Source organism: Blastochloris viridis (assembly GCF_001402875.1).
GTDB lineage: Bacteria > Pseudomonadota > Alphaproteobacteria > Rhizobiales > Xanthobacteraceae > Blastochloris > Blastochloris viridis.
Genome location: NZ_CP012946.1, coordinates 1,463,243 through 1,482,749 on the forward strand (window position 1 = coordinate 1,463,243; position 19,507 = coordinate 1,482,749).

Consider the following 19,507-nt stretch of genomic DNA (forward strand, 5'->3'; position numbering starts at 1 on the left):
ATGAAGGCTGACCTTTCTCGGCCTCATGGTGAGGAGGCTGCCACCGGGTCGCGCCGCAGGCGCGCCCGATGACAGGCTCCGCAGCCGTCTCGAACCATGGGGCCGACCTCAGCTCTCAGAGACCGTTTGGCAACTCCGAGGGGGCCGCGCCGGCCTGGCCCTTCGGGTTGCGGGGCGAACGCCGGTCGCGGCGTCAAAAAGCTCGCCGATACTCCCCGGTATCGGTCTCGCTTTCCTCCTGGCGTCCGGCAGTTCGCGCCACAACGCGGCCTGCCGTCCGAGTGTCCAAACGGTCTCTAAAGGTCGCGGGTATAATCCCTGGCCGATGCCGGCCGGCAGGGTCGGCACAGCCCGCAGACGATGTGCGTCTTGGCTAACGAATTCAGGTCTCGTCCCGCTTCCTCCCGATGACACGCCGGGCGGTAACGGGGCGGCCAGAAACGCCAACGGGCGGGACCTGGTCCCGCCCGCGCAGCCCGTTTCGGGCGCTTCGGTTTAACGCCTCGCCTGCAAGAGCCTGCCGGCGACCGTTATCCTCTTGAGTTTCCTCCCGGGACTTGGACCACAATGCTCCTTCAGCAACGTCTGAAGGCGATCCCCTTCTCGGAATTCTAGATTACAAAACGTTTTTACCGCTGTCACCTCGGAATCGCCTGGATTCGGCGCATTCTGCTCAAAGGTCGGGCAGGCTGCGCCGGTCCGTCCGTCAGGCTCCGCGCGGCGCGTCGGGGCTTGTATTTTCCCGGTGTTCCGGTTTCTGTCGCGCGTCCCGACCGCGCCGCCCTTCGACTCGCGAGCCCTTCCCATGCGTCTGTCCCGTTACTTCCTGCCCATCCTTCGCGAAACGCCGAAGGAGGCGGAAATCGTCTCGCACCGCCTGATGCTGCGTGCCGGCCTGGTGCAGCAGCAGGCCGCCGGCATCTATGCTTGGCTGCCGCTGGGCCACCGCGTGCTGGAGAAGGTTTGCCGCATCGTTCGCGAGGAGCAGGACCGCGCTGGCGCCATCGAGCTGAAGATGCCGACCATCCAGTCGGCCGACCTGTGGCGCGAGAGTGGCCGTTACGACGACTACGGCAAGGAAATGCTGCGCATCAAGGACCGGCACGAACGCGACATGCTGTTCGGGCCGACCAATGAGGAAATGATCACCGCGATCTTCCGCAGCTACGTGCGCTCCTACAAGTCGCTGCCGCTCAACCTCTACCATGTCCAGTGGAAGTTCCGCGACGAGATCAGGCCGCGGTTCGGCACCATGCGCTCGCGCGAGTTCCTGATGAAGGACGCCTATTCGTTCGACATCGATCAGGCCGGCGCCCGCCATTCCTACAACAGGATGTTCGTGGCCTACCTGCGCACGTTCGCTCGCATGGGGCTGAAGGCGATCCCGATGGTTGCCGATACCGGGCCGATCGGCGGCAACCTCTCCCACGAATTCATCATCCTCGCCTCGACCGGCGAGAGCGAGGTCTATTGCCACCGCGATTTCCTCGGCTTCGAGGCGCCGGCGGCGAATACCGACTTCGACGACGTCGCCGGGCTGCAAGGCGTGTTCGACCGCTGGACCTCGCTCTACGCCGCCACCAGCGAGAAGCACGACGAGGCCGCCTTTGCCGCGGTGCCGGAGGACCGGCGGGTGTCGGCCCGCGGCATCGAGGTCGGCCATATTTTCTACTTCGGCACCAAGTATTCCGCGGCGATGAACGCGGTGGTGGCGGGGCCGGACGGGGTCGAGCGGCCGGTGCACATGGGCTCCTATGGCATCGGGCCGTCGCGTCTGGTCGCGGCGCTGATCGAGGCCGGCCATGACGATGCCGGCATCATCTGGCCCGAGGCGGTGGCGCCGTTCACGGTGGCGGTACTCAACCTCAAGGCCGGCGACAGCACCACGGATGCCGCCTGCGAGCAGCTCTATGCTGCGCTCAAGGCCAAGGGCGTCGACGTGCTGTACGACGACACCGACGAGCGGCCGGGCGCGAAATTCGCCAAGGCCGACCTGATCGGCATTCCCTGGCAGATCCTGGTGGGGCCGAAGGGGCTGGCCGATGGCAAGGTCGAACTCAAGCGCCGCGCCGACGGCGCGCGCGAACTGGTGAGCCCGTCCGACGCGCTGGAACGGTTCAGCGCCTGACGACGGGGAGGGGATGGGACAGGCTGTGGCCGCGAAACAGACCAAAGCGTCGACCGGCAAGGCTTCAACCGGCAAAGGCGCGAGCGGGACCCGGGCGTTTGCGCCGTTCGAATGGATGATGGCGGGGCGCTATCTGCGCGCCCGCCGCAAGGAAGGCTTCATCTCGGTCATCGCCGGGTTCTCATTCACCGGCATCATGCTCGGCGTCGCCACGCTGATCATCGTGATGGCGGTGATGAACGGCTTCCGCACCGAGCTGCTTGCCAAGATCCTGGGCGTCAACGGCCACATCCTGGTGCAGCCGGTCGACAAGCCGCTGACCGATTATGCCGAGGTCGCCGCGCGCATCGCCAAGGCGCCGGGCGTCAAGATGGCGGTGCCGCTGGTCGAGGGACAGGCGCTGGCTTCCAGTCCTTACGCCGCCGCCGGCGCGCTGGTGCGCGGCATCCGCGAGAGCGATCTGCGACGGCTGCCGTCGGTCTCCAGCAACATCAAGCTCGGCACGCTCGACGGCTTCGAGCGGAGCGAGGGCATCGCGATCGGCAAGCGCCTCGCCGACCAGCTCGCGGTCGGCCCTGGCGACCTGGTCACGCTGGTGTCGCCGCGCGGCGCGGTCACGCCGATGGGCACCATGCCGCGGCTGAAGTCCTACCGCGTCGCCGCGATCTTCGAAGTCGGCATGTCGGAATACGACCAGATCTTCATCTTCATGCCGCTGGCGGAGGCGCAGAGCTACTTCAACCGCAAGAGCGACGTGAATTTCATCGAGGTCTACACCGACAACGCCGACCGCATGCCGCACTTCCGTGCCGTCATCGATGCGGCAGCCGAGCGGCCGATCTTCATGGTCGACTGGCGCCAGCGCAATGCCACCTTCTTCGGCGCGCTGCAGGTCGAGCGCAACGTGATGTTTCTGATCCTGACGCTGATCGTGCTGGTGGCGGCGCTCAACATCATCTCGGGCCTGATCATGCTGGTGAAGGACAAGAGCCACGACATCGCCATCCTGCGCACCATGGGGGCGACGCAAGGCGCGGTGATGCGGGTGTTCCTGATCACCGGCTCGACCATCGGCATCGTCGGCACGCTGACCGGGCTTCTGGTCGGTCTGCTGGTCAGCCTCAACATCGAGGAGATCCGCCGCTTCATTTCCTGGCTCACCGACACCCAGCTGTTTGCGCCGGAACTCTATTTCCTGTCGCGGCTGCCGGCGGAGCTCGACGTCCGCGAGACCGCCGTGGTGGTGGTGATGTCGCTGACGCTGTCGGTGCTGGCCACGCTCTATCCATCCTGGCGCGCCGCCCGGCTCGATCCGGTCGAAGCGCTGCGCTACGAGTGAGATGATGCGCGAAACCGCTCCGGTTCTTCTGTTGTCCGGTGTCGAGCGTCGCTACCGGCAAGGCGAAGCCACGCTCAACATCCTCTCCGGCGCCGATATCGCGCTCGCCGCCGGCGAGACGGTGGCACTGGTGGCGCCGTCCGGCGCCGGCAAGTCGACGCTGTTGCACATCGCTGGCCTGCTGGAGCATGCCGACGGCGGCGAGATCGACATCGGCGGCAGGCCGACCTCGCGTCTCAGCGACAGCGAGCGCACCATGCTGCGCCGCACCCGCATCGGCTTCGTCTACCAGTTCCACCACCTGCTGCCGGAGTTCTCGGCGATCGAGAACGTGATGCTGCCGCAGATGGTGCTCGGCCTGTCCAAGGCCGAGGCGCGGCGGCGTGCCGCCGAGCTGTTGTCCTATCTCGGGCTGGAAAAGCGGCTGACCCATCGGCCGGCGGAGCTGTCGGGCGGCGAGCAGCAGCGTGTCGCCATCGCCCGCGCGGTGGCCAACGCGCCGCGGCTGCTGCTGGCGGACGAGCCGACCGGCAACCTCGACCCGCGCACTGCCGACCACGTCTTCAACGCACTGCTGCAGCTGGTGCGCGCCTCCGGGCTCGCGGCGCTGATCGCCACCCACAATCTCGACCTTGCCGCCCGCATGGACCGCCAGGTCACGCTGCGCGATGGCCGCATCGAGCCGTTGGGGTAGAGTGGGGCACGAGCCGCGCCCTGTCGTCCCCGGCGACCGCGTAGCGGTCGGGAAGGGGACCCAGGGACCACGCCAGTGCCGATTTGCCGCGGGTTGGGATCGCGCGCGGGCTCTTTCCTCAATCATCGCGTTCCCTGGACCCTCTTCCCTCGCATGGCTTCGCCATGCTCGCCGAGGGCGACGGGCTGAGGCTCATCTGCCACATCGTCCTCGCTAGGGAGTGTGCGGTTCCCTCATGCTGAGGAGGCGCGAAGCGCCGTCTCGAAGCATGAGGGCGGCGCACACCCTCACGTCCTCTCTGCCTCATCCTTCGAGACGCGGCCTCTCGGCCGCTCCTCAGGATGAAGCTCGCACTGATCGCTACGCCGCCTTGGCCTTGATGGTCTGGAACGCCGCCAACGCGCGGGCGCGGGCGTGAGCGTGGTCGACCAGCGGGGCGGGGTAGCTCTCGCCGAGCGTGACGCCGGCGGCTGAAAGCACGCCTGGCGGCGCGGTCCACGGCCTGTGCAGCACGGCGTTGGGCAGGTCGGTCAGCTCCGGCACCCAGCGCCGGACATAATCGCCATGGGGGTCGAACTTCTCGCCCTGCAGCACCGGGTTGAAGATGCGGAAATAGGGCGCGGCGTCGGCGCCGCAGCCGGCGACCCACTGCCAGCTTGCCGGGTTCGAGGCCGGATCGGCATCGACCAGCGTGTCCCAGAACCAGGCTTCGCCCGCCCTCCAGTCCTGCAAGAGATGCTTGACCAGGAAGGAGGCGACGACCATCCGCACCCGATTGTGCATCCAGCCGGTCTGCCAGAGCTGACGCATGCCGGCGTCGACGATGGGATAGCCGGTCAGCCCGCGCTGCCAGGCCGCCAGCGACGCCTCGTCCTGCCGCCACGGGAAGGCGTCGAAGCGTGGCTGGATGTTGGCTTCGGCGAGGAGCGGGCGTTGATTGAGCAGGTTGTAGGAGAATTCGCGCCAGCCGAGCTCGGTCAGGAACTTCTCGACATCGAGGGAGGTGGCCCGGCCGCTCGCCATCGCCGCCCGCGCCGCGTGCCAGAGCTGGGCCGGGGTGATCTCGCCAAACCGCAGATGCGGCGACAGCCGCGAAACGTGGTCGAGGTCGGGGCGGTCGCGCAGGGTGGCATAACCGGTCAGTCCTCCGTCCAGGAAGTCGGCGAGCCGCTTGGCGGCGCCGGCCTCGCCCGGGGCCCAGGACTCGTCCAGGCCGCCGGCCCAATCCGGCGCGGTCGGCTCGAGCTCCCAGTCGTTGAGGGCGTCGCTACGCACCGCCGCCGCGCCAGCGAGACGGTCGGGCGCCGGCAGCGGCGGCGGCGGTACGAACGCGGCGCGGATGTGTTTCCAGAACGGGGTGAAAACGCGCCCGCCGACGCTGGCGGGGTCGTGGATCAGGGCCGAGCGCCGGACGCCATGGCTCACCGCGACATGCGGCAGCGATTTTGCGACCGCAGCGGTGACGGCGCCCTCGGCAGCACGGTCGATCGGGGTCTCGCCGGGATTGAAGGCGAGCAGTCCGGCGCCGGTCTCGCGCAACACCGCCGGCACGGCCTCAGCCGCCGCGCCGCGACGCAGGATCAGCGGGACGCCCTGCGCGGCGAGTGCGGCGGCGAGCGCCCGCAGCGAACGGGCCAGCCACCACCGCGCCGCTCCGCCCAGCGGGCGGGCGCCGTTCGCGCCGTCGTCGAGCACGTAAAGCGCGACCAGCGGCCGTTCAGCGGCAACCGCCAACGCCGGATTGTCGGCGAGGCGGAGGTCGGTGCGGAACCACATGACGGAGGGGCCGTCCGGCTGGGCCGGTGGGTCGTGGGGCATCGGACGCTCGCGGTCGGAAGGACGACTTCGTTCGTCTACGGCTGGAGCGGAGCCACGGATCATCGAAAACACGGCCTGTGCCGCGGCGCGGGGGAGACGAGGGCGCCCGCACATCATCGCGCTTTGTCGCAATTTACCGCAACATGCAAACCACAACCACGTTTATGCCTAGGATTTCAGCTTGCGGAATCGTGGGGGTTCTTTTCTAATTTTGACCATACCCCCGCCTTTCGTTGGAACGTTCTTCTTGGGGAGTGGGTGTTCACGGCAGAATTTCCTTGGGTGCGTTGAGCATGGACGCCACTGATCGCAAGATTCTCGGCTTGCTGCAGGCTGACGCGAGTCAGTCAATTGCTGAAATTGCTGAGCGGGTGCACCTGTCGCAGACCCCATGCTGGAAGCGCATTCAGAAGCTTGAAGCGCTCGGAATCATTGTCGGCCGCGTCGCCCTGGTGTCGCCGGAGAAGATCGGCCTCGGCCTCACCGTGTTCGTGTCGATCGAAACCGGCGACCATTCCAAAGACTGGCTCGAACGTTTTGCCACCTCGATCGCGGCGCTGCCCGAGGTGATGGACTTCTACCGCATGGCCGGCGACGTCGATTACATGCTGCGCGTGGTGGTGGCGGACATGGCGGCCTATGATGACTTCTACAAGCGCCTGATCGGCACGGTGCCGCTGAAGAACGTCACCTCGCGCTTCGCCATGGAGCGCATCAAGGCCACCACCGCCTTCCCGGTGCCCGCGCCGAAGGACGGGCGCGAGTAGGGCACGCCGTAACGGGGCGTAGCTGCCGGCCGGTCTTGGTCTTGCAAAAGAGAACGCGAAAACTCAAAGGGATCGATCGCCAGCTGCAATCAGATTGGCGGACGCTCTGGTCAGTGGTGCGGACGACGGGACTCGAACCCGTACTCTCATAGAGAAGCAGATTTTCATACCACTTCGGCTTTCGCCGCCGCCGACCGGCGTTCGTGGTCTGGACTGTCCCTTCGCCCTGGCTGGATAGCTTTAGGCGCCGCCCGTCCAGTCTCTACACCTTCCTTCGAACCGGCCGGCGCCTGAGCGCGGACGTGTTCGCAGGCTTGGCTCGGGATTGGCTTCGGACCTGCCCTCACGACGAAGGCGACCCCTTAGCGTTCCCCGACTTTGAGCGGTTCTACCGCGCGGGTTTCCCCGCGGGCACTCCAATTAAAGTCTGCTGCGTCTACCGATTTCGCCACGTCCGCATCGCCCCGCTGGCTGGCGAGGCGCTATGCTATTGCATGACGGCGGCGCCGACACGAATCCGCCGTTTCATCCTCCGCGCGCCGTACCTAGCCGGGGGGAGGTGACGGCTCAAGAGCGATGTGCATCGCCGCCGCCCGCGCGAAACCACGCGGCGCCCGACAAGGATGCAGAAACCGGCCGACCGCGAGCCGGTGGAGGATCACGCCGCCGCCAGAAATACGCCAACCAAAGCGATCGCCTCGAACGTGAGGCCGGCGGCGATCACCAGACGAAACAGGGCGGACATGGGGAATCCTCTATCGGTCGAGCGCCGTGATTGTCGCGCCCGGAAGCGGGGTTTGATCGGTTGGTCGCGGAACGTGGGCGGAAGGTTCAGGCGAAAAGGTGTCTAAATAGTTTACGACCACAATGAGGCGCGGTTATCGCAAATTATCGATGACCAAGCGGTGCGCGGCCATGGATGCAATCAAGCTCGCCGCGCCGTGGTGAAGGACCTCCGCATCACAGATTCTCAATCAGATACAATGGCATCGCGGGCGTTGCCGCGAAAATGAATCCGCATTGGCGCCGGCCGATCCGGTCAATCCGGACGCCAGCCGTACAGCCAGCGATAGCGGCTGAGCAGCCCGGCCGGCCCGCGCGTCTGCAACACCACGTCGCGCGCCAACGCCGCTGGCCCGGCCAGGTGGTACGCGAGGCTGTTGATGCGCGCCTCCTTTTGCACCCGCGCCGTGCGGGGCCGGCGGATGGCCTCGTAGGCCCGCAGCGCCGCCGGCAAGTTGCCGGGCTGTGCCGCCATGGCCTGGGTCAGCACCACGGCATCCTCGATCGCCATCGCCGCGCCCTGGGCGAGGAACGGCAGCATCGGGTGGGCGGCGTCGCCGAGCAGGGTCTGTGCGCCGCGGCCCCACGCCGTCAGCGGCGGACGGTCGGCCAGCCGCCAGGTCAGCCAGGTCGCGGGCTGCTCGATCAGGGCCCGCGCCGGGGCGGCCCAGCGCTCGAAGCGGCGGATCAGGACCTCGGGGTCGCCGACGCCGCTCCAGGACGAGCCGCCAGCCTCGCTCGGCTTGATGGTCACGGCAGTCTCGTCGCGAACGACCGCAACGATGTTGCAGGCGCTGCCGCGGCGGATGGGATAGTGCACGAGATGGGCGTCCGGGCCGAGCCACAGCCCGGAATCGAGCCCGGCAAGTTCGGGCGGAAGGCTCTCGGACGGAATGGTGGTGCGCCACGCCGTGCGTCCGCTGACGACCGGGGCCCGCGCGTCGCCGGCGCCGCGCCTGACCATCGACCAAAGGCCATCGGCGCCGATCAGGGCGGCGGCGGTCTCCTCGCGGCGCTCCCGGCCGGTCACGAGCGAGACGGTAACGCCCTCAGGGTTCAGCGCGAACGCCTCCACCGTGGTGCCGAGCGTGATCTTGATGGCGGGCGTCGCAGCGACGGCCGCAGCGAGCGCGGCGATCAAATCGGCACGGTGGACCACCAGCCACGGGCGGCCGAACCGCCGCGCCACCGTCGAGCCCAGCGGCATACGAAGGATCTCGTGTCCCGAGCGGCCGTTGCGGATCACCATTGCGCGCGGCTCGACCGCGACCGCGGCGACGCGGTCGAGCAGGCCGAGGCGCGCCAGCGCCGCAGTCGCGTTGGGCGTGAGCTGGATGCCGGCGCCGATCTCGGTGACCTGCGGCGCGCGCTCGATCACCGAAACGGCAAAGCCGGCGTCGGCCAGTCCCACGGCGGCTGCCAGTCCGCCGACGCCGGCGCCGGCGATCATGACCCGGGGTCTATCGGTGAAAGGTGTCACGTTGTGTCTGCGTCGATTGCGGCGCGACAGCAGCACAGCTGCAGGCCCGAGGCGAGGGCCGGCGGCCGCAGGTGCTACCCGCTGTCGCGCGCGGGTGGGTAAAGGCAGGCAGGGAGGTGTCAGCAGATCAGAGTCGGGCGCGGCAGGCGAGCCCTGCGATCACGCCGCATCGGCCGGGGCGTACTGCCAGACGCAGTCCGCCGGCCGCGCCTCGCCGCTGCGCAGCGCCGGATCGAACCGGTACAGCGTCGAGCAATAGGAGCAGATGATCTCGCTCTCGCCGCCCATGTCGAGGAAAACGTGGGGGTGATCGTTGGGCGGCGGCGCGCCGATGCACATGAATTCCTTGGCGCCGACCTCGATCACCGGCACGCCGGGACCGTTATGGAAATGGGGAACAATGTGGCCAGCCATGCGCGACCCTTGCAGCTCGAAAATCCAACCATAGCGGCCGAATCGCCGCCACGCCAGCACCCGCGCCACCGGCACCAGGGCGATCGGGTGAAGAAAGGGGTGACAAAGGCCTGAAGTGCTGAATCTGTCGGTTCCTCCGATTCGGATGCGGAGGATGGGCGATGGAGCCAGCGGAACCGGACTTTGCCGCGCTTGGGGAAGCTCTTGTTTTCCTGGACTATTTCAAGGACATGCCCGACCCGCGCCAGCGCGGCAAGGTGATGTACTCGCTGGAGGAGGTGCTGCTGCTGTGCCTGCTGGCGGTGCTGGCCGGCGCCGAGACCTTCGTCGACATCGCAAGGTTCGGCGAGACGAAGCTCGACCTGCTGCGCCGGTTCCGCACGTTTCTCCATGGCACCCCCTCGCACGACCACCTCGGCGACATCCTCGCCACCCTCGATGCTGCGCAGTTCCAGCGTTGCTTCGTCGCCTGGGTGGCGGCGGTGACCGGGGCGCCCGCAGACGTGATCGCCATCGACGGCAAGACGCTGCGCCGCTCGGCTAAGAGGGACGCCAAGGCGGCGGTCCACATGGTGTCCGCCTTCGCGGCGCGCCAGCGCCTGGTGCTCGGCCAGGTCAAGGTGGCCGACAAGTCGAACGAGATCGTCGCCATCCCCCAACTGCTCTCCCTGCTGTCGATCGAGGGCGCCATCGTCACCATCGACGCCATGGGCTGCCAGCGCGCCATCGCCGCGCAAATCCTCGCCCAGAAGGCCGACTATGTGCTGGCCCTGAAAGGCAACCAGGGCAGCTTGCGAGAGGACGTCGAGCTGTTCGCCGCCGAGCAGAAAGCCAATGGTTTCAAGGACACAGCGATCAGCCGCCATCACAGCGTCGATGGCGATCACGGCCGCATCGAGACCCGCACCACCACGGTGATGCACGACGTGGCTTGGCTCCGAGACCGTCACGATTGGCCCGGCCTGACCAGTGTCGTCATGGTCGAAAGCATGCGCGAGATCGGCGCCAAGTGCGAGCAGGAGACCCGCTTCTACATCGCCTCGCTGGCGTCCCCGGCCGACCAGCTCGGACCCGTCATCCGCAGCCATTGGGCGGTGGAGAACAGCCTGCATTGGATCATGGACATGGTGTTCCGCGATGACGACTGCCGCGTCCGCACCGATCACGCCCCCGCCAATTTCACCACCCTCAAGCACATGGCCCTCAATCTCATCCGCAAGGCCCCGGGCAAGGATTCTCTCCGCCTCAAGCGAAAAGTCGCCGCCTGGGACGACGACTTCCTCGCAAGTCTCCTGGCAGCGTGATTTTTCACCCGATTGCCCTGCCACCGGCACGTGCGTGCGGGCGCGGGCCGCATTTGCGCGTGGTGTACCGCAGGTCGCGGAGTCCCTGGAGGCATGTGACGATCGGGTGCGCAAAAGCGGCTTTGCTTTGATAGTTTTGGTTTGACAATAAAATGTCACATAACAGCAACCCTAACAGGTCTGCTTAGCTGAACCCGACAATCCTCCATTTCTGCATGGATCGACGCGGCTGCGGATGGCAGGCGAACCTATCGCTTATTTCGACGTGGACCCGTGGCGCGTCAGTTCGATTGTGTGTTGCATCAAAATAGAAGCGGCGCCAACTTATGTATAAGAGCCCCACCTCTGGTTGATAATCTGCATCATCCAAGTGTTCGTGTGGTTGTTTGAAAAAAATTAAATGATTTAATTTATGACATCGTCCGCTGCGTAATGCTGGGGGCGGCGTCGGCAGCACAGGTGCAGTTGTTCTCAAGGTGGATGTTTGCCGTCCGCCGCCGACAATGCTCATTCTTGGATGGAGCCGGTATTTATGCGCGTGAATCTCAAGATCGGCCAAAAGCTCGGCGTCAGTGCCGCCATCGGCATGGCGCTGGTGCTCACCCTCGTCGTGGTGTCTCGAATTTCGTTGGGAAAGGTCGACGACGCCACCAATTCGCTCGAACGCGCCGCCGGGCTGGTCGACAAGCTGTCCGACAGCAAGATCGACCTCCGCGATATGAGGGCGCTGTTCTATCAGGCCAATATCGCCACCAGTGTCGATGGCGTCGACGCTGCGGTCGGCGAGTTCGAGAAGCTCGCGCCGCTGCTGTCGGAGCGGGTTGCGATGATCGCGGGCGCCTCCGCGCTGGACGCCAACCGCGACCGGCTGGCGCGGGCCAGCACCCAGGTGAACGCCTATCTGGTCGGATGGCGCGAGGCGGTCGCCTTGCAGCGGCAGGTCGTCCAAACCCAGCGGTCGTTCATCGACACCGTCGACACCTGGCTCAAGGACGTCGCCGCGCTGAAGGCGACCGCCTCTCGCATGGGTGCGGATGCGTCTGGCCTGGTCGAGGGCATCGACGGCCATGTGACGGAGGCGCGCTCGGGCATCTGGCGCTTCTTCGCCACCGGCGACGAACAGCTTAAGACCCAGGTCCATGCCGGCGTCGACGCTGGGCTTCGCGAACTGCGCCAATTGCAGGCGAAGTACCCGTCGCCGCAGATCGAAGCGGCTGTCTCCACCTTGACCGGGCTCGCCGAGCGGCACCGCGCGGCGTTCGATGCGGTCAGCTCGGCGATCCGCCAGCGGACGGCGGAGGTCTCGAAAAGCGCCAAGCTTCGTGTCGAGGCGACGAAACTGGTCGACGAGGCGCTGGCGGCGGCCAGCTCGCACGCGGCTGCGCTCAATGGCGAGGTCGATGCGGCGGTCAGCAGCGCCGGCACGTCCGGCATCGTGCTCGGGGCGCTCACGGTGCTGGTGATGGCGGGCTCGGCGGTGTTCGGCTTCGTCGGCGTCGGCAGCCCGATCCGCCGCATCGCCGGCGTGCTCGAACAGCTCGCGGCAGGAAACAAGACCGTCGCCATCCCGTTCATCGCCCGCGGCGATGAGATCGGCGAGACCGCTCGCGCCGCCCAGGTGTTCAAGGACAATCTGGTTCGCATGGACGAAATGGCAGCCGAGCGCGAGGAGGCGGAGGCCCGCGCCGACGCCGAGAAGAAGCGGGCGATGCACCAGCTGGCCGCCTCGTTCGAGGGCGCGGTCGGCGGCATCATCGGCGCAGTGTCGAGCGCGGCGACCCAGTTGCAGGGTGCGGCGCAGACCATGTCCGCCGCCGCCGAGCAGACCAACCGCCAGTCGACGGCGGTGGCGAGCGCGTCGGAAGAAGCCTCGACCAACGTCCAGACCGTGGCGTCCGCAGCCGAGGAACTGTCGGCGTCGGTGTCGGAGATTGGCCGGCGGGTCAGCGAATCCGCCCGTATCGCCGCCGAGGCCGCCAAGGATGCCGACGCCACTGCCGGCAAAGTCGCCCGGCTGTCGCAGGCGGCGCAGAAGATCGGCGACATCGTCGGGCTGATCTCGACCATCGCCGGCCAGACCAACCTTCTCGCCCTCAACGCCACCATCGAAGCGGCACGGGCGGGCGATGCCGGCCGCGGCTTTGCGGTGGTGGCCTCGGAGGTCAAGTCGCTGGCCGACCAGACCGCCAAGGCCACCGCGGAAATCTCGGCGCAGATCGAGGAGATTCAGTCGTCGACGGCGGAATCGGCCACCGCGATCGGCCAGATCACGGAAACCATCCGCCGGATGAACGAGATCGCCACCACCATCGCCTCGGCGGTGGAGCAGCAGGGTGCCGCCACCAGCGAGATTGCCCGCAACGTCCAGCAGGCGTCGAGCGGCACCGCCGAGGTGTCGAGCAACATCGTCGGGGTGACGCGGGCGGCGTCGGATTCCTCGGCGGCGTCGAGCCAGGTGCTGGCGGCGGCCGGCAGTCTGGCCAGCCAATCGAGCGTCCTGCAGACCGAGGTCGCCCAGTTCCTCCGCACGGTACGCCAAGCCTGATCTGGAGCCCGGTCTGACCGGGCACGGATCCCACGGAGCATTGCTTTCGGCCGCGTGCGGGAACGCACGTGGCCGTTGGCGTTTTTTGCCGTCGTGCGCCCCGGATCATCCCCGCGCCAGGGGCGACCGCCGGCGCGGCGGTCGATGCGAGGAGAATGATCCGCACGCCCGCAGGCGGCGCGGACGATCAGCGGCGACGACCGCGCGGCGGCGCAACAACCCGACGCTCGGCGATCGCGGCACAGTGACGAACGGTTAAGCCGATCCCGTTACCGTTTAACAATTGTCGATAACATCTTAGGGCTTTGTTTTGACGCCTTTGCCATCAGGAGAGCGGGCCGTCGGCGACGGACGGGATGCGGGCGCCGAATAGCGGGGAGATCGGTATGGCCGAGGTCATCGGGGCGGCGAAACCAACGTTGGCGAAGCTGGCGCTGACGATCGGTGCCAAGCTCGGCATCAGCGCGGCCGTCGGGGTGATCCTGGTCGTTGCCATGTCGTTGTCCGCGCGGTTCGCCACCGACGATATCGATGCGGCGTCCGGCGCGCTCGACAAGAGCAGCACCATCGTCGTCGGAATGCTGCAGTCGCAGACTGCGCTGGAACAGCTGCGGGTCATCGCCGCCGATGCCCGCACCGCCACCACCAAGGACGCGGTCGACGCCATCGCCGCCGCACTCGACGCGCTGGCGGCCTCGACGCGCGAGCGGATCGGCGTGCTCGCCCAGCACGCCGACAGCGCCGAAAACCGCGACCGGATCGCCCAGGCATTGCCGGCTGTCGACGGCTACGCCGGCAAGATCAAGGAGATCGTGGCGGCGCAGGGCGCGGTCATCGCGGCCGGCGCGTCGATCCATACCCTCGACCGCACCTGGATGCAGGCGCTGGCGAACACGCGCGACTCGTTCGAGATCGCGGATGCGCCCGACCTCGCCAGCGCGGTCGACCGTGTCGAAAGCGGCGTCAACGATGCACGCGCTGCGTTCTGGCGGTGGTATGCCACCGAGGATGCCACGCTGCGCGTGCGCATCGTCGGCATGTTCGACATGGCGACGGCGCGGGTGCGGATGTCGGAGAATGCCGGCACCGACCCCAGCGTCCGCGAGGCGATGCAGACCTTGATCGCCACGGTTGCGCGGTACCGTCAGGCGCTCGATGCCGCGGTGACCGCGGTGGCGCAGCGCAACGCGGCGGCGGCGGCGGCGCAGCCGCTGCGCGAGACTGCCGGCCGGCTGATCACCGAGACCGTGGCCGCGGTCGAGGCGGCCAACAGCGGCAACACCGCGAAGGTCACCGCATCCATCGGAGCGGCGCAGACGAGTGCACTGGCATTCGGCGCGCTGGCGGTGCTGGTGATGATCGGCTCGGCGGTGTTCGGCGTGTTCGCCATCGGGCGTCCGATCGGCAAGATTGCCGCCGTGCTCGAACGCCTGGCTGGCGGTGACCGTGGCGTCACCATCCCGTTCGTGGGGCGCGGCGACGAGGTCGGCGAAACCGCCCGTGCCGCACAGGTATTCAAGGACAATCTGGTTCGCATGGACGAGATGGCAGCCGAGCAGAAGGCCGCCGACCTCCGCCTTCAAGCCGAGAAGGCCGAGGCGACGCGGGCGCTGGCCGACACCTTCGAGCGTGCGGTCGGCGGCATCATCGGCGCGGTGTCGAGCGCGGCGACCCAGTTGCAGGGCGCAGCGCAGACCATGTCGGCGGCGGCCGACCAGACCAACCAGCGTTCGGTTGCCGTGGCGAGCGCCTCGGAGGAGGCGACGTCGAACGTCGAGACGGTGGCCTCGGCGGCGGAGGAGCTGGCGGCGTCGGTGTCGGAGATCGGCCGGCGGGTCAACGAATCCGCCCGCATCGCCGCCGAGGCCGCCAAGGACGCCGACGAAACCGCGAGCAAGGTCGCCCGGCTGTCGCAGGCGGCGCAGAAGATCGGCGATATCGTCGGGCTGATCTCGACCATCGCCGGCCAGACCAACCTCTTGGCGCTCAACGCTACCATCGAGGCGGCCCGAGCGGGCGACGCCGGCCGCGGCTTCGCGGTGGTGGCCTCGGAGGTCAAGTCTCTGGCCGACCAGACCGCCAAGGCCACCGCGGAAATCTCGGCGCAGATCGAGGAGATCCAGTCCTCGACCGCGGAATCAGCCACCGCGATCGGCCAGATCACCGAGATCATTCGCCAGTTGAACGAGATCGCCACCACCATCGCCTCGGCGGTGGAGGAGCAGGGTGCCGCGACGACCGAAATTGCCCGCAACGTCCAGCAGGCCTCGAGCGGCACGGCGGAGGTGTCGAGCAACATCGTCGGGGTGACCAAGGCGGCGGCCGACTCCTCGGTGGCCTCCGCTCAGGTGCTGGCGGCGGCCGGCAACCTCGCCCAGCAGTCCGGCGTGCTCAAGGCCGAGGTCGAGCGCTTCATTGCCACGGTGCGGGCGGCGTGAGCGCCGCGTCCTTTGGTCAATTGATTGCGCGACGGGCGCATGCTGGTGAAGGGGGTGACGTGTTGGCCGCTGCGCCGGATTCCAATCCGGAACCCTTGGCCGAATTGCCCCGCCCGGCGTTACTGTCTCCCAAGCGTTTGATCATTGATGCCTAACTTCCATCACGACGGCCTCGACATTGCCTATCTCGACCAGGGTGACGGCGAGCCGATCGTGCTCGTCCACGGCTTCGCTTCCACCAAGGAGGTGAACTGGGTCTATCCCGGCTGGGTGGCGACGCTGACCCAGGCCGGCCGCCGGGTTATCGCGCTCGACAATCGCGGCCACGGCCAGTCCGGCAAGCTCTACCTGCCCGACCTCTACGGCACCCGGCTGATGGCGGACGACGTCGCGGCGCTGCTCGATCACCTCGACCTGCCCCGCGCCGACGTGATGGGCTATTCGATGGGTGCTCGCATCACCGCGTTCCTGGCGCTCAAGCGGCCGGAGCGGGTGCGCTCGGCCATCCTCGGCGGGCTCGGCATCCATCTGGTCGACGGTGTCGGCCTGCCGGCCTCGATCGCCGCGGCGCTGGAGGCCCCGACGCTGGCGGATGTCCGCGACCGCCAGGGCCGCACCTTCCGCGCCTTCGCCGAGCAGACCCGCAGCGATCTCAAGGCGCTCGCCGCCTGCATCCGCGGCTCGCGCCAGACCATGACCGAGGACGAGGCCCGCGCGCTGGCGGTGCCGGTGCTGGTGGCGGTGGGCTCGACCGACGAGGTGTCCGGTTCCGGTCCGGCGCTGGTGGCGCTGATCCCCGGCGCCGAGCATCTTTGCGTCCCCGGCCGCGACCACATGCACGCGGTAGGCGACAAGGCGTTCAAGGCCGGGGTGCTGGAGTTCCTGAAGCGGCGACCGTAACGCAGCGGGGTGACGTTCGAGTCATGTTGCTGGCACGGCGGTTGAGCTTGCCTCGAATCCAGAGTCGGATGAATCGGTTGCGAGCCGATGCTCAGATTGCCGTTTCAGCGGAGAATGGCGGGTTGACCGGTGGGGTACCCCCGCTCGCCCCATTCGGACCAGCGGGGAGCCCGGCGGAAAGGGATGTTCCGGTGACCGGAAGGAAACTCCGGCCTGAACGGCCGGGTTTCGGATCACGCCCCCTTGAACAGCGGCGGGCGCTTTTCCAGGAATGCGGTGCGGCCCTCGGCATAGTCGGCGCTGTCGAAGCAGGCGTCCGCCAGCGCACCAAGCGTCCCGGCGTCGGCGGTGCCGAGGCCGGCCGCGGCGTTGATGGCGGCCTTCGCGGCCTTCAGCGTCAGCGGTGCGTTGCCGGCGATCAGTTCCGCGGCCTGGGTGACGTCGGCTTCAAGCGTCGTGTCGTCGACCACCCGTGTCAGCAGCCCGAGCGCCAATGCTTCGTCGGCCTTGACCCGGCGGGCGGTGAAAAACAATTCCTTGGCGCGCATCGGCCCCAGCGCGGCCACCACCTGCGCCATGGCGCCGGGGGGGTAGCCGACGCCGAGGCGGCCGGCGGGAATGCCGAATTCGGCGCTCGCCCCGGCGATGCGCAGGTCGGTGGCCAGCGCCAGCCCGAGACCGCCGCCGAGGCAGAAGCCGCGGATCATCGCGATGGTGGGCTTGGCGGCGTGGCACAGCGCGTCGAATGCCTCGCCATTGACGGCTTCGTAGGCGCGGGCGCCAGCGGCGGTGGCGCGGACGGTTTCGAACTCGGAGATGTCGGCGCCGGAGGCGAACGGGCCATCGCCCGCGCCGCGCACCACGATCACCCGCACGTCGCGGTGACGCTCAAGCGCCGCCACCAACTTCGGCACCGCCTGCCACATCGCGAGCGTCAGGGCGTTGCGGCGGGCGGGGTTGTCGAGGATGAGCCAGCCGATCTGGCCCTCGACGCGGGCCGTCAGCTTCTCGGTCGGCGAGGGCAGGCTCTCAGACATGGCGGCTCCCCATCATGCTGGCTCGGCTGGTGCTGTTGCGATCGCGCCACCGGCCTCGCCGAAATTTCTCGCCGGAGCGCCCGTCCTTGTGCCGATCGAACGACGAAATTCAGGCGCCGCGGGCCGGTTTGGTACCACAGGCGGGCAGGGGCCCTATGGTAGACTATGGTTTGAATTGGTCCTTTGCGGAGGGTGTTATGCCCCATCGCTCGTTTCGTCGCGCCGTTCCTCCTCTGCCCAATGCCGATCCGGTGTGGGACCGGCTGCGACGGGAAGCCGAAGCCGTGATCGATGCCGACCCGGTGCTGGCGGCGTTCGTGATGACGAGCGTCCTCAATCACGACACGCTGGAGGCGGCGGTGGCGCACCGGCTCGCGGCGCGGCTCGACCATGCCGATGTGTCGGACGAACTGATCCGCCATGCCTATGCCGAGGCGCTCGACGCCGATCCGTCGATCGGCGCGGCATTCCGTTCCGACATCATGGCGGTGGCCGACCGCGACCCGGCGACGACGCGGTTCATCGAGGCGGTGCTTTATTACAAGGGCTTCCACGCCATCCAGACCCACCGGCTGGCGCATTGGCTGTGGACGGTTGGCCGGCGCGATTTCGCGCTGTACCTGCAAAGCCGGTCGTCGTCGGTGTTCCAGTGCGACATCCACCCGGCGGCACAGATCGGCCGCGGCATCTTTCTCGACCACGCCACCGGCCTGGTGGTCGGCGCCACCGCAGTGATCGAGGACGACGTCTCCATGCTGCATTCGGTGACGCTGGGCGGCACCGGCAAGGAGCGCGGCGACCGTCATCCCAAGGTGCGCCGCGGCGTGATGATCGGCGCCGGCGCCAAGATCCTCGGCAATATCGAGATCGGCCACTGCGCCCGCATCGCCGCCGGATCGGTGGTGCTGAAGGACGTGCCGCACAACACCACCGTTGCCGGCGTGCCAGCGCGCGTGGTGGGCGACGCCGGCTGTTCCGAGCCGTCACGGCTGATGGACCAGATGCTGGACGCCCTGACCGCCAGGTCGGGCCGGCAGCGCGAAATCGGCTGACCGAGCGGACCTGGGAGCGTGCAACGGCATGGCGCGATCAAGGTGCCGCCGGCTGCACGGCAACAAGCAGATCGGCGATGTCCTCAAGGTGGATGAGCTCGCCGCGATCGCGCGGTGTGGCGGGTTCCGGCGTGTCGTCCAGCCAGCACCGCAGCCGCGGCGTTTGCCGCACCAGCGTGAAGAATCGCTCAGCCTCGATCAGGCCGACACGGAGCGGCGGTGAGGCCACGCCGTCGTGATAGTCGGCGGCGTTGGCGCGCGAGCAGAATGTGGCGAGGGCGCCGGGCGAGATCGGCGGCCCGGCGATCAGTGGCGACAGGCAGAGGCGGGCGGAGGTGCGCCCCGCCGTGCCGCTCATCAGGCTTACGCTCGATACGGTGTGGCCATGGGCGGCAGCTTCGGCGTAGGTGGTGGCGATCCGTGCCGGAAACGCCGGGTCGAAATAGTCGATCAGGAATTCGGCCAGGGCGTGGAAAAACCGTTTCATCCACGCCGCGTCGATTGGAGGCTGCGTTCCCGCAAAGGTTGTAACCGCCAGACCCGAGGCGTGGGCGTAGAGAAACAGTGCCAGAAGCCTGGCGGGGTCGAACGCGGTCTGCCGGGACACCGCGTCCGCATCGCCCGCCTCGCCGTCGACGGGAACCCGTCCGAGCCGGAACGCGCGCTGGGCGGCCTCGAGATCCGCCAAAGACAGTCTCCCGCCGCTGCGGTGACAGCGGGCGCGCAGATGTTCGAATACGGCCGACGCGATCTCGGGCCAACGAGGAGAGGGAACCGTCATCCGCACGCTCTGAAGTCAGCCGTATCT

14 protein-coding genes are annotated in these 19,507 nt (G+C 67.8%); 9 read left to right on the plus strand and 5 right to left on the minus strand.

All coding sequences use genetic code 11. The features are described 5' to 3' along the window. Positions 1–805 precede the first annotated feature (805 nt). From proS to BVIR_RS06510, 3 genes are all read left to right on the plus strand, one after another. Entirely contained in the window at positions 806–2,128 is a 1,323-nt protein-coding gene (gene proS, locus BVIR_RS06500) for a proline--tRNA ligase (protein WP_055038724.1), read from the plus strand. A gap of 115 nt (positions 2,129–2,243) precedes the next feature. After that, on the plus strand, positions 2,244–3,467 hold the full coding sequence (locus BVIR_RS06505) for a lipoprotein-releasing ABC transporter permease subunit (RefSeq protein ID WP_055038725.1): 1,224 nt from the start codon (positions 2,244–2,246) through the stop codon (positions 3,465–3,467). A gap of 1 nt (position 3,468) precedes the next feature. Beyond that, entirely contained in the window at positions 3,469–4,161 is a 693-nt protein-coding gene (locus BVIR_RS06510; protein ID WP_055036963.1) for an ABC transporter ATP-binding protein, read from the plus strand. Positions 4,162–4,521: 360 nt separating this feature from the next. On the opposite strand, the gene BVIR_RS06515 is transcribed toward BVIR_RS06510, so the two are convergent. Further along, complete coding sequence (locus tag BVIR_RS06515) at positions 4,522–5,979, minus strand: cryptochrome/photolyase family protein (protein WP_055036964.1); 1,458 nt, start codon at positions 5,977–5,979, stop codon at positions 4,522–4,524. A gap of 293 nt (positions 5,980–6,272) precedes the next feature. Here BVIR_RS06515 and BVIR_RS06520 point away from each other — a divergent pair, with 293 nt between their 5' ends. Then, on the plus strand, positions 6,273–6,746 hold the full coding sequence (locus BVIR_RS06520) for an Lrp/AsnC family transcriptional regulator (protein WP_055036965.1): 474 nt from the start codon (positions 6,273–6,275) through the stop codon (positions 6,744–6,746). Positions 6,747–7,785: 1,039 nt separating this feature from the next. Here the strand turns inward: BVIR_RS06520 and BVIR_RS06525 are convergent. Together BVIR_RS06525 and BVIR_RS06530 are read right to left on the minus strand one after the other, a co-directional pair. Continuing rightward, positions 7,786–8,979: an FAD-dependent monooxygenase gene (locus tag BVIR_RS06525; protein WP_055036966.1), complete on the minus strand. Its 1,194-nt coding sequence runs from the start codon at positions 8,977–8,979 to the stop codon at positions 7,786–7,788. Between the two features lie 189 nt (positions 8,980–9,168). Further along, positions 9,169–9,423 (minus strand): zinc-finger domain-containing protein, encoded by a 255-nt coding sequence (locus BVIR_RS06530; RefSeq protein ID WP_055038726.1) that lies wholly within the window; start codon positions 9,421–9,423, stop codon positions 9,169–9,171. Positions 9,424–9,584: 161 nt separating this feature from the next. Between BVIR_RS06530 and BVIR_RS06535 the strand changes: the two genes are divergently transcribed. From BVIR_RS06535 to BVIR_RS06550, 4 genes are all read left to right on the plus strand, one after another. After that, the gene (locus tag BVIR_RS06535) at positions 9,585–10,727 is read left to right on the plus strand and encodes an ISAs1 family transposase (RefSeq protein ID WP_082416579.1); all 1,143 of its coding nucleotides are present in this window, start codon (positions 9,585–9,587) and stop codon (positions 10,725–10,727) included. A 532-nt stretch (positions 10,728–11,259) separates the two neighbouring features. Next, entirely contained in the window at positions 11,260–13,272 is a 2,013-nt protein-coding gene (locus tag BVIR_RS06540; protein ID WP_055036967.1) for a HAMP domain-containing methyl-accepting chemotaxis protein, read from the plus strand. A gap of 386 nt (positions 13,273–13,658) precedes the next feature. Then, the gene (locus tag BVIR_RS06545; protein ID WP_055036968.1) at positions 13,659–15,710 is read left to right on the plus strand and encodes a methyl-accepting chemotaxis protein; all 2,052 of its coding nucleotides are present in this window, start codon (positions 13,659–13,661) and stop codon (positions 15,708–15,710) included. A 147-nt stretch (positions 15,711–15,857) separates the two neighbouring features. Continuing rightward, entirely contained in the window at positions 15,858–16,610 is a 753-nt protein-coding gene (locus BVIR_RS06550) for an alpha/beta fold hydrolase (protein ID WP_055036969.1), read from the plus strand. A gap of 233 nt (positions 16,611–16,843) precedes the next feature. Here BVIR_RS06550 and BVIR_RS06555 read toward each other — a convergent pair whose 3' ends face one another. Further along, a complete protein-coding gene (locus tag BVIR_RS06555; RefSeq protein ID WP_055036970.1) occupies positions 16,844–17,647 on the minus strand; it encodes an enoyl-CoA hydratase in 804 nt (267 codons plus the stop codon). Positions 17,648–17,844: 197 nt separating this feature from the next. Between BVIR_RS06555 and cysE the strand changes: the two genes are divergently transcribed. After that, positions 17,845–18,699, plus strand: coding sequence for a serine O-acetyltransferase (gene cysE / locus BVIR_RS06560; RefSeq protein WP_055036971.1), 855 nt, complete (start codon positions 17,845–17,847; stop codon positions 18,697–18,699). Positions 18,700–18,736: 37 nt separating this feature from the next. On the opposite strand, the gene BVIR_RS06565 is transcribed toward cysE, so the two are convergent. Further along, positions 18,737–19,387, minus strand: a complete 651-nt coding sequence (locus BVIR_RS06565; RefSeq protein ID WP_055036972.1) for a hypothetical protein — start codon at positions 19,385–19,387, stop codon at positions 18,737–18,739. Positions 19,388–19,507: the final 120 nt, after the last annotated feature.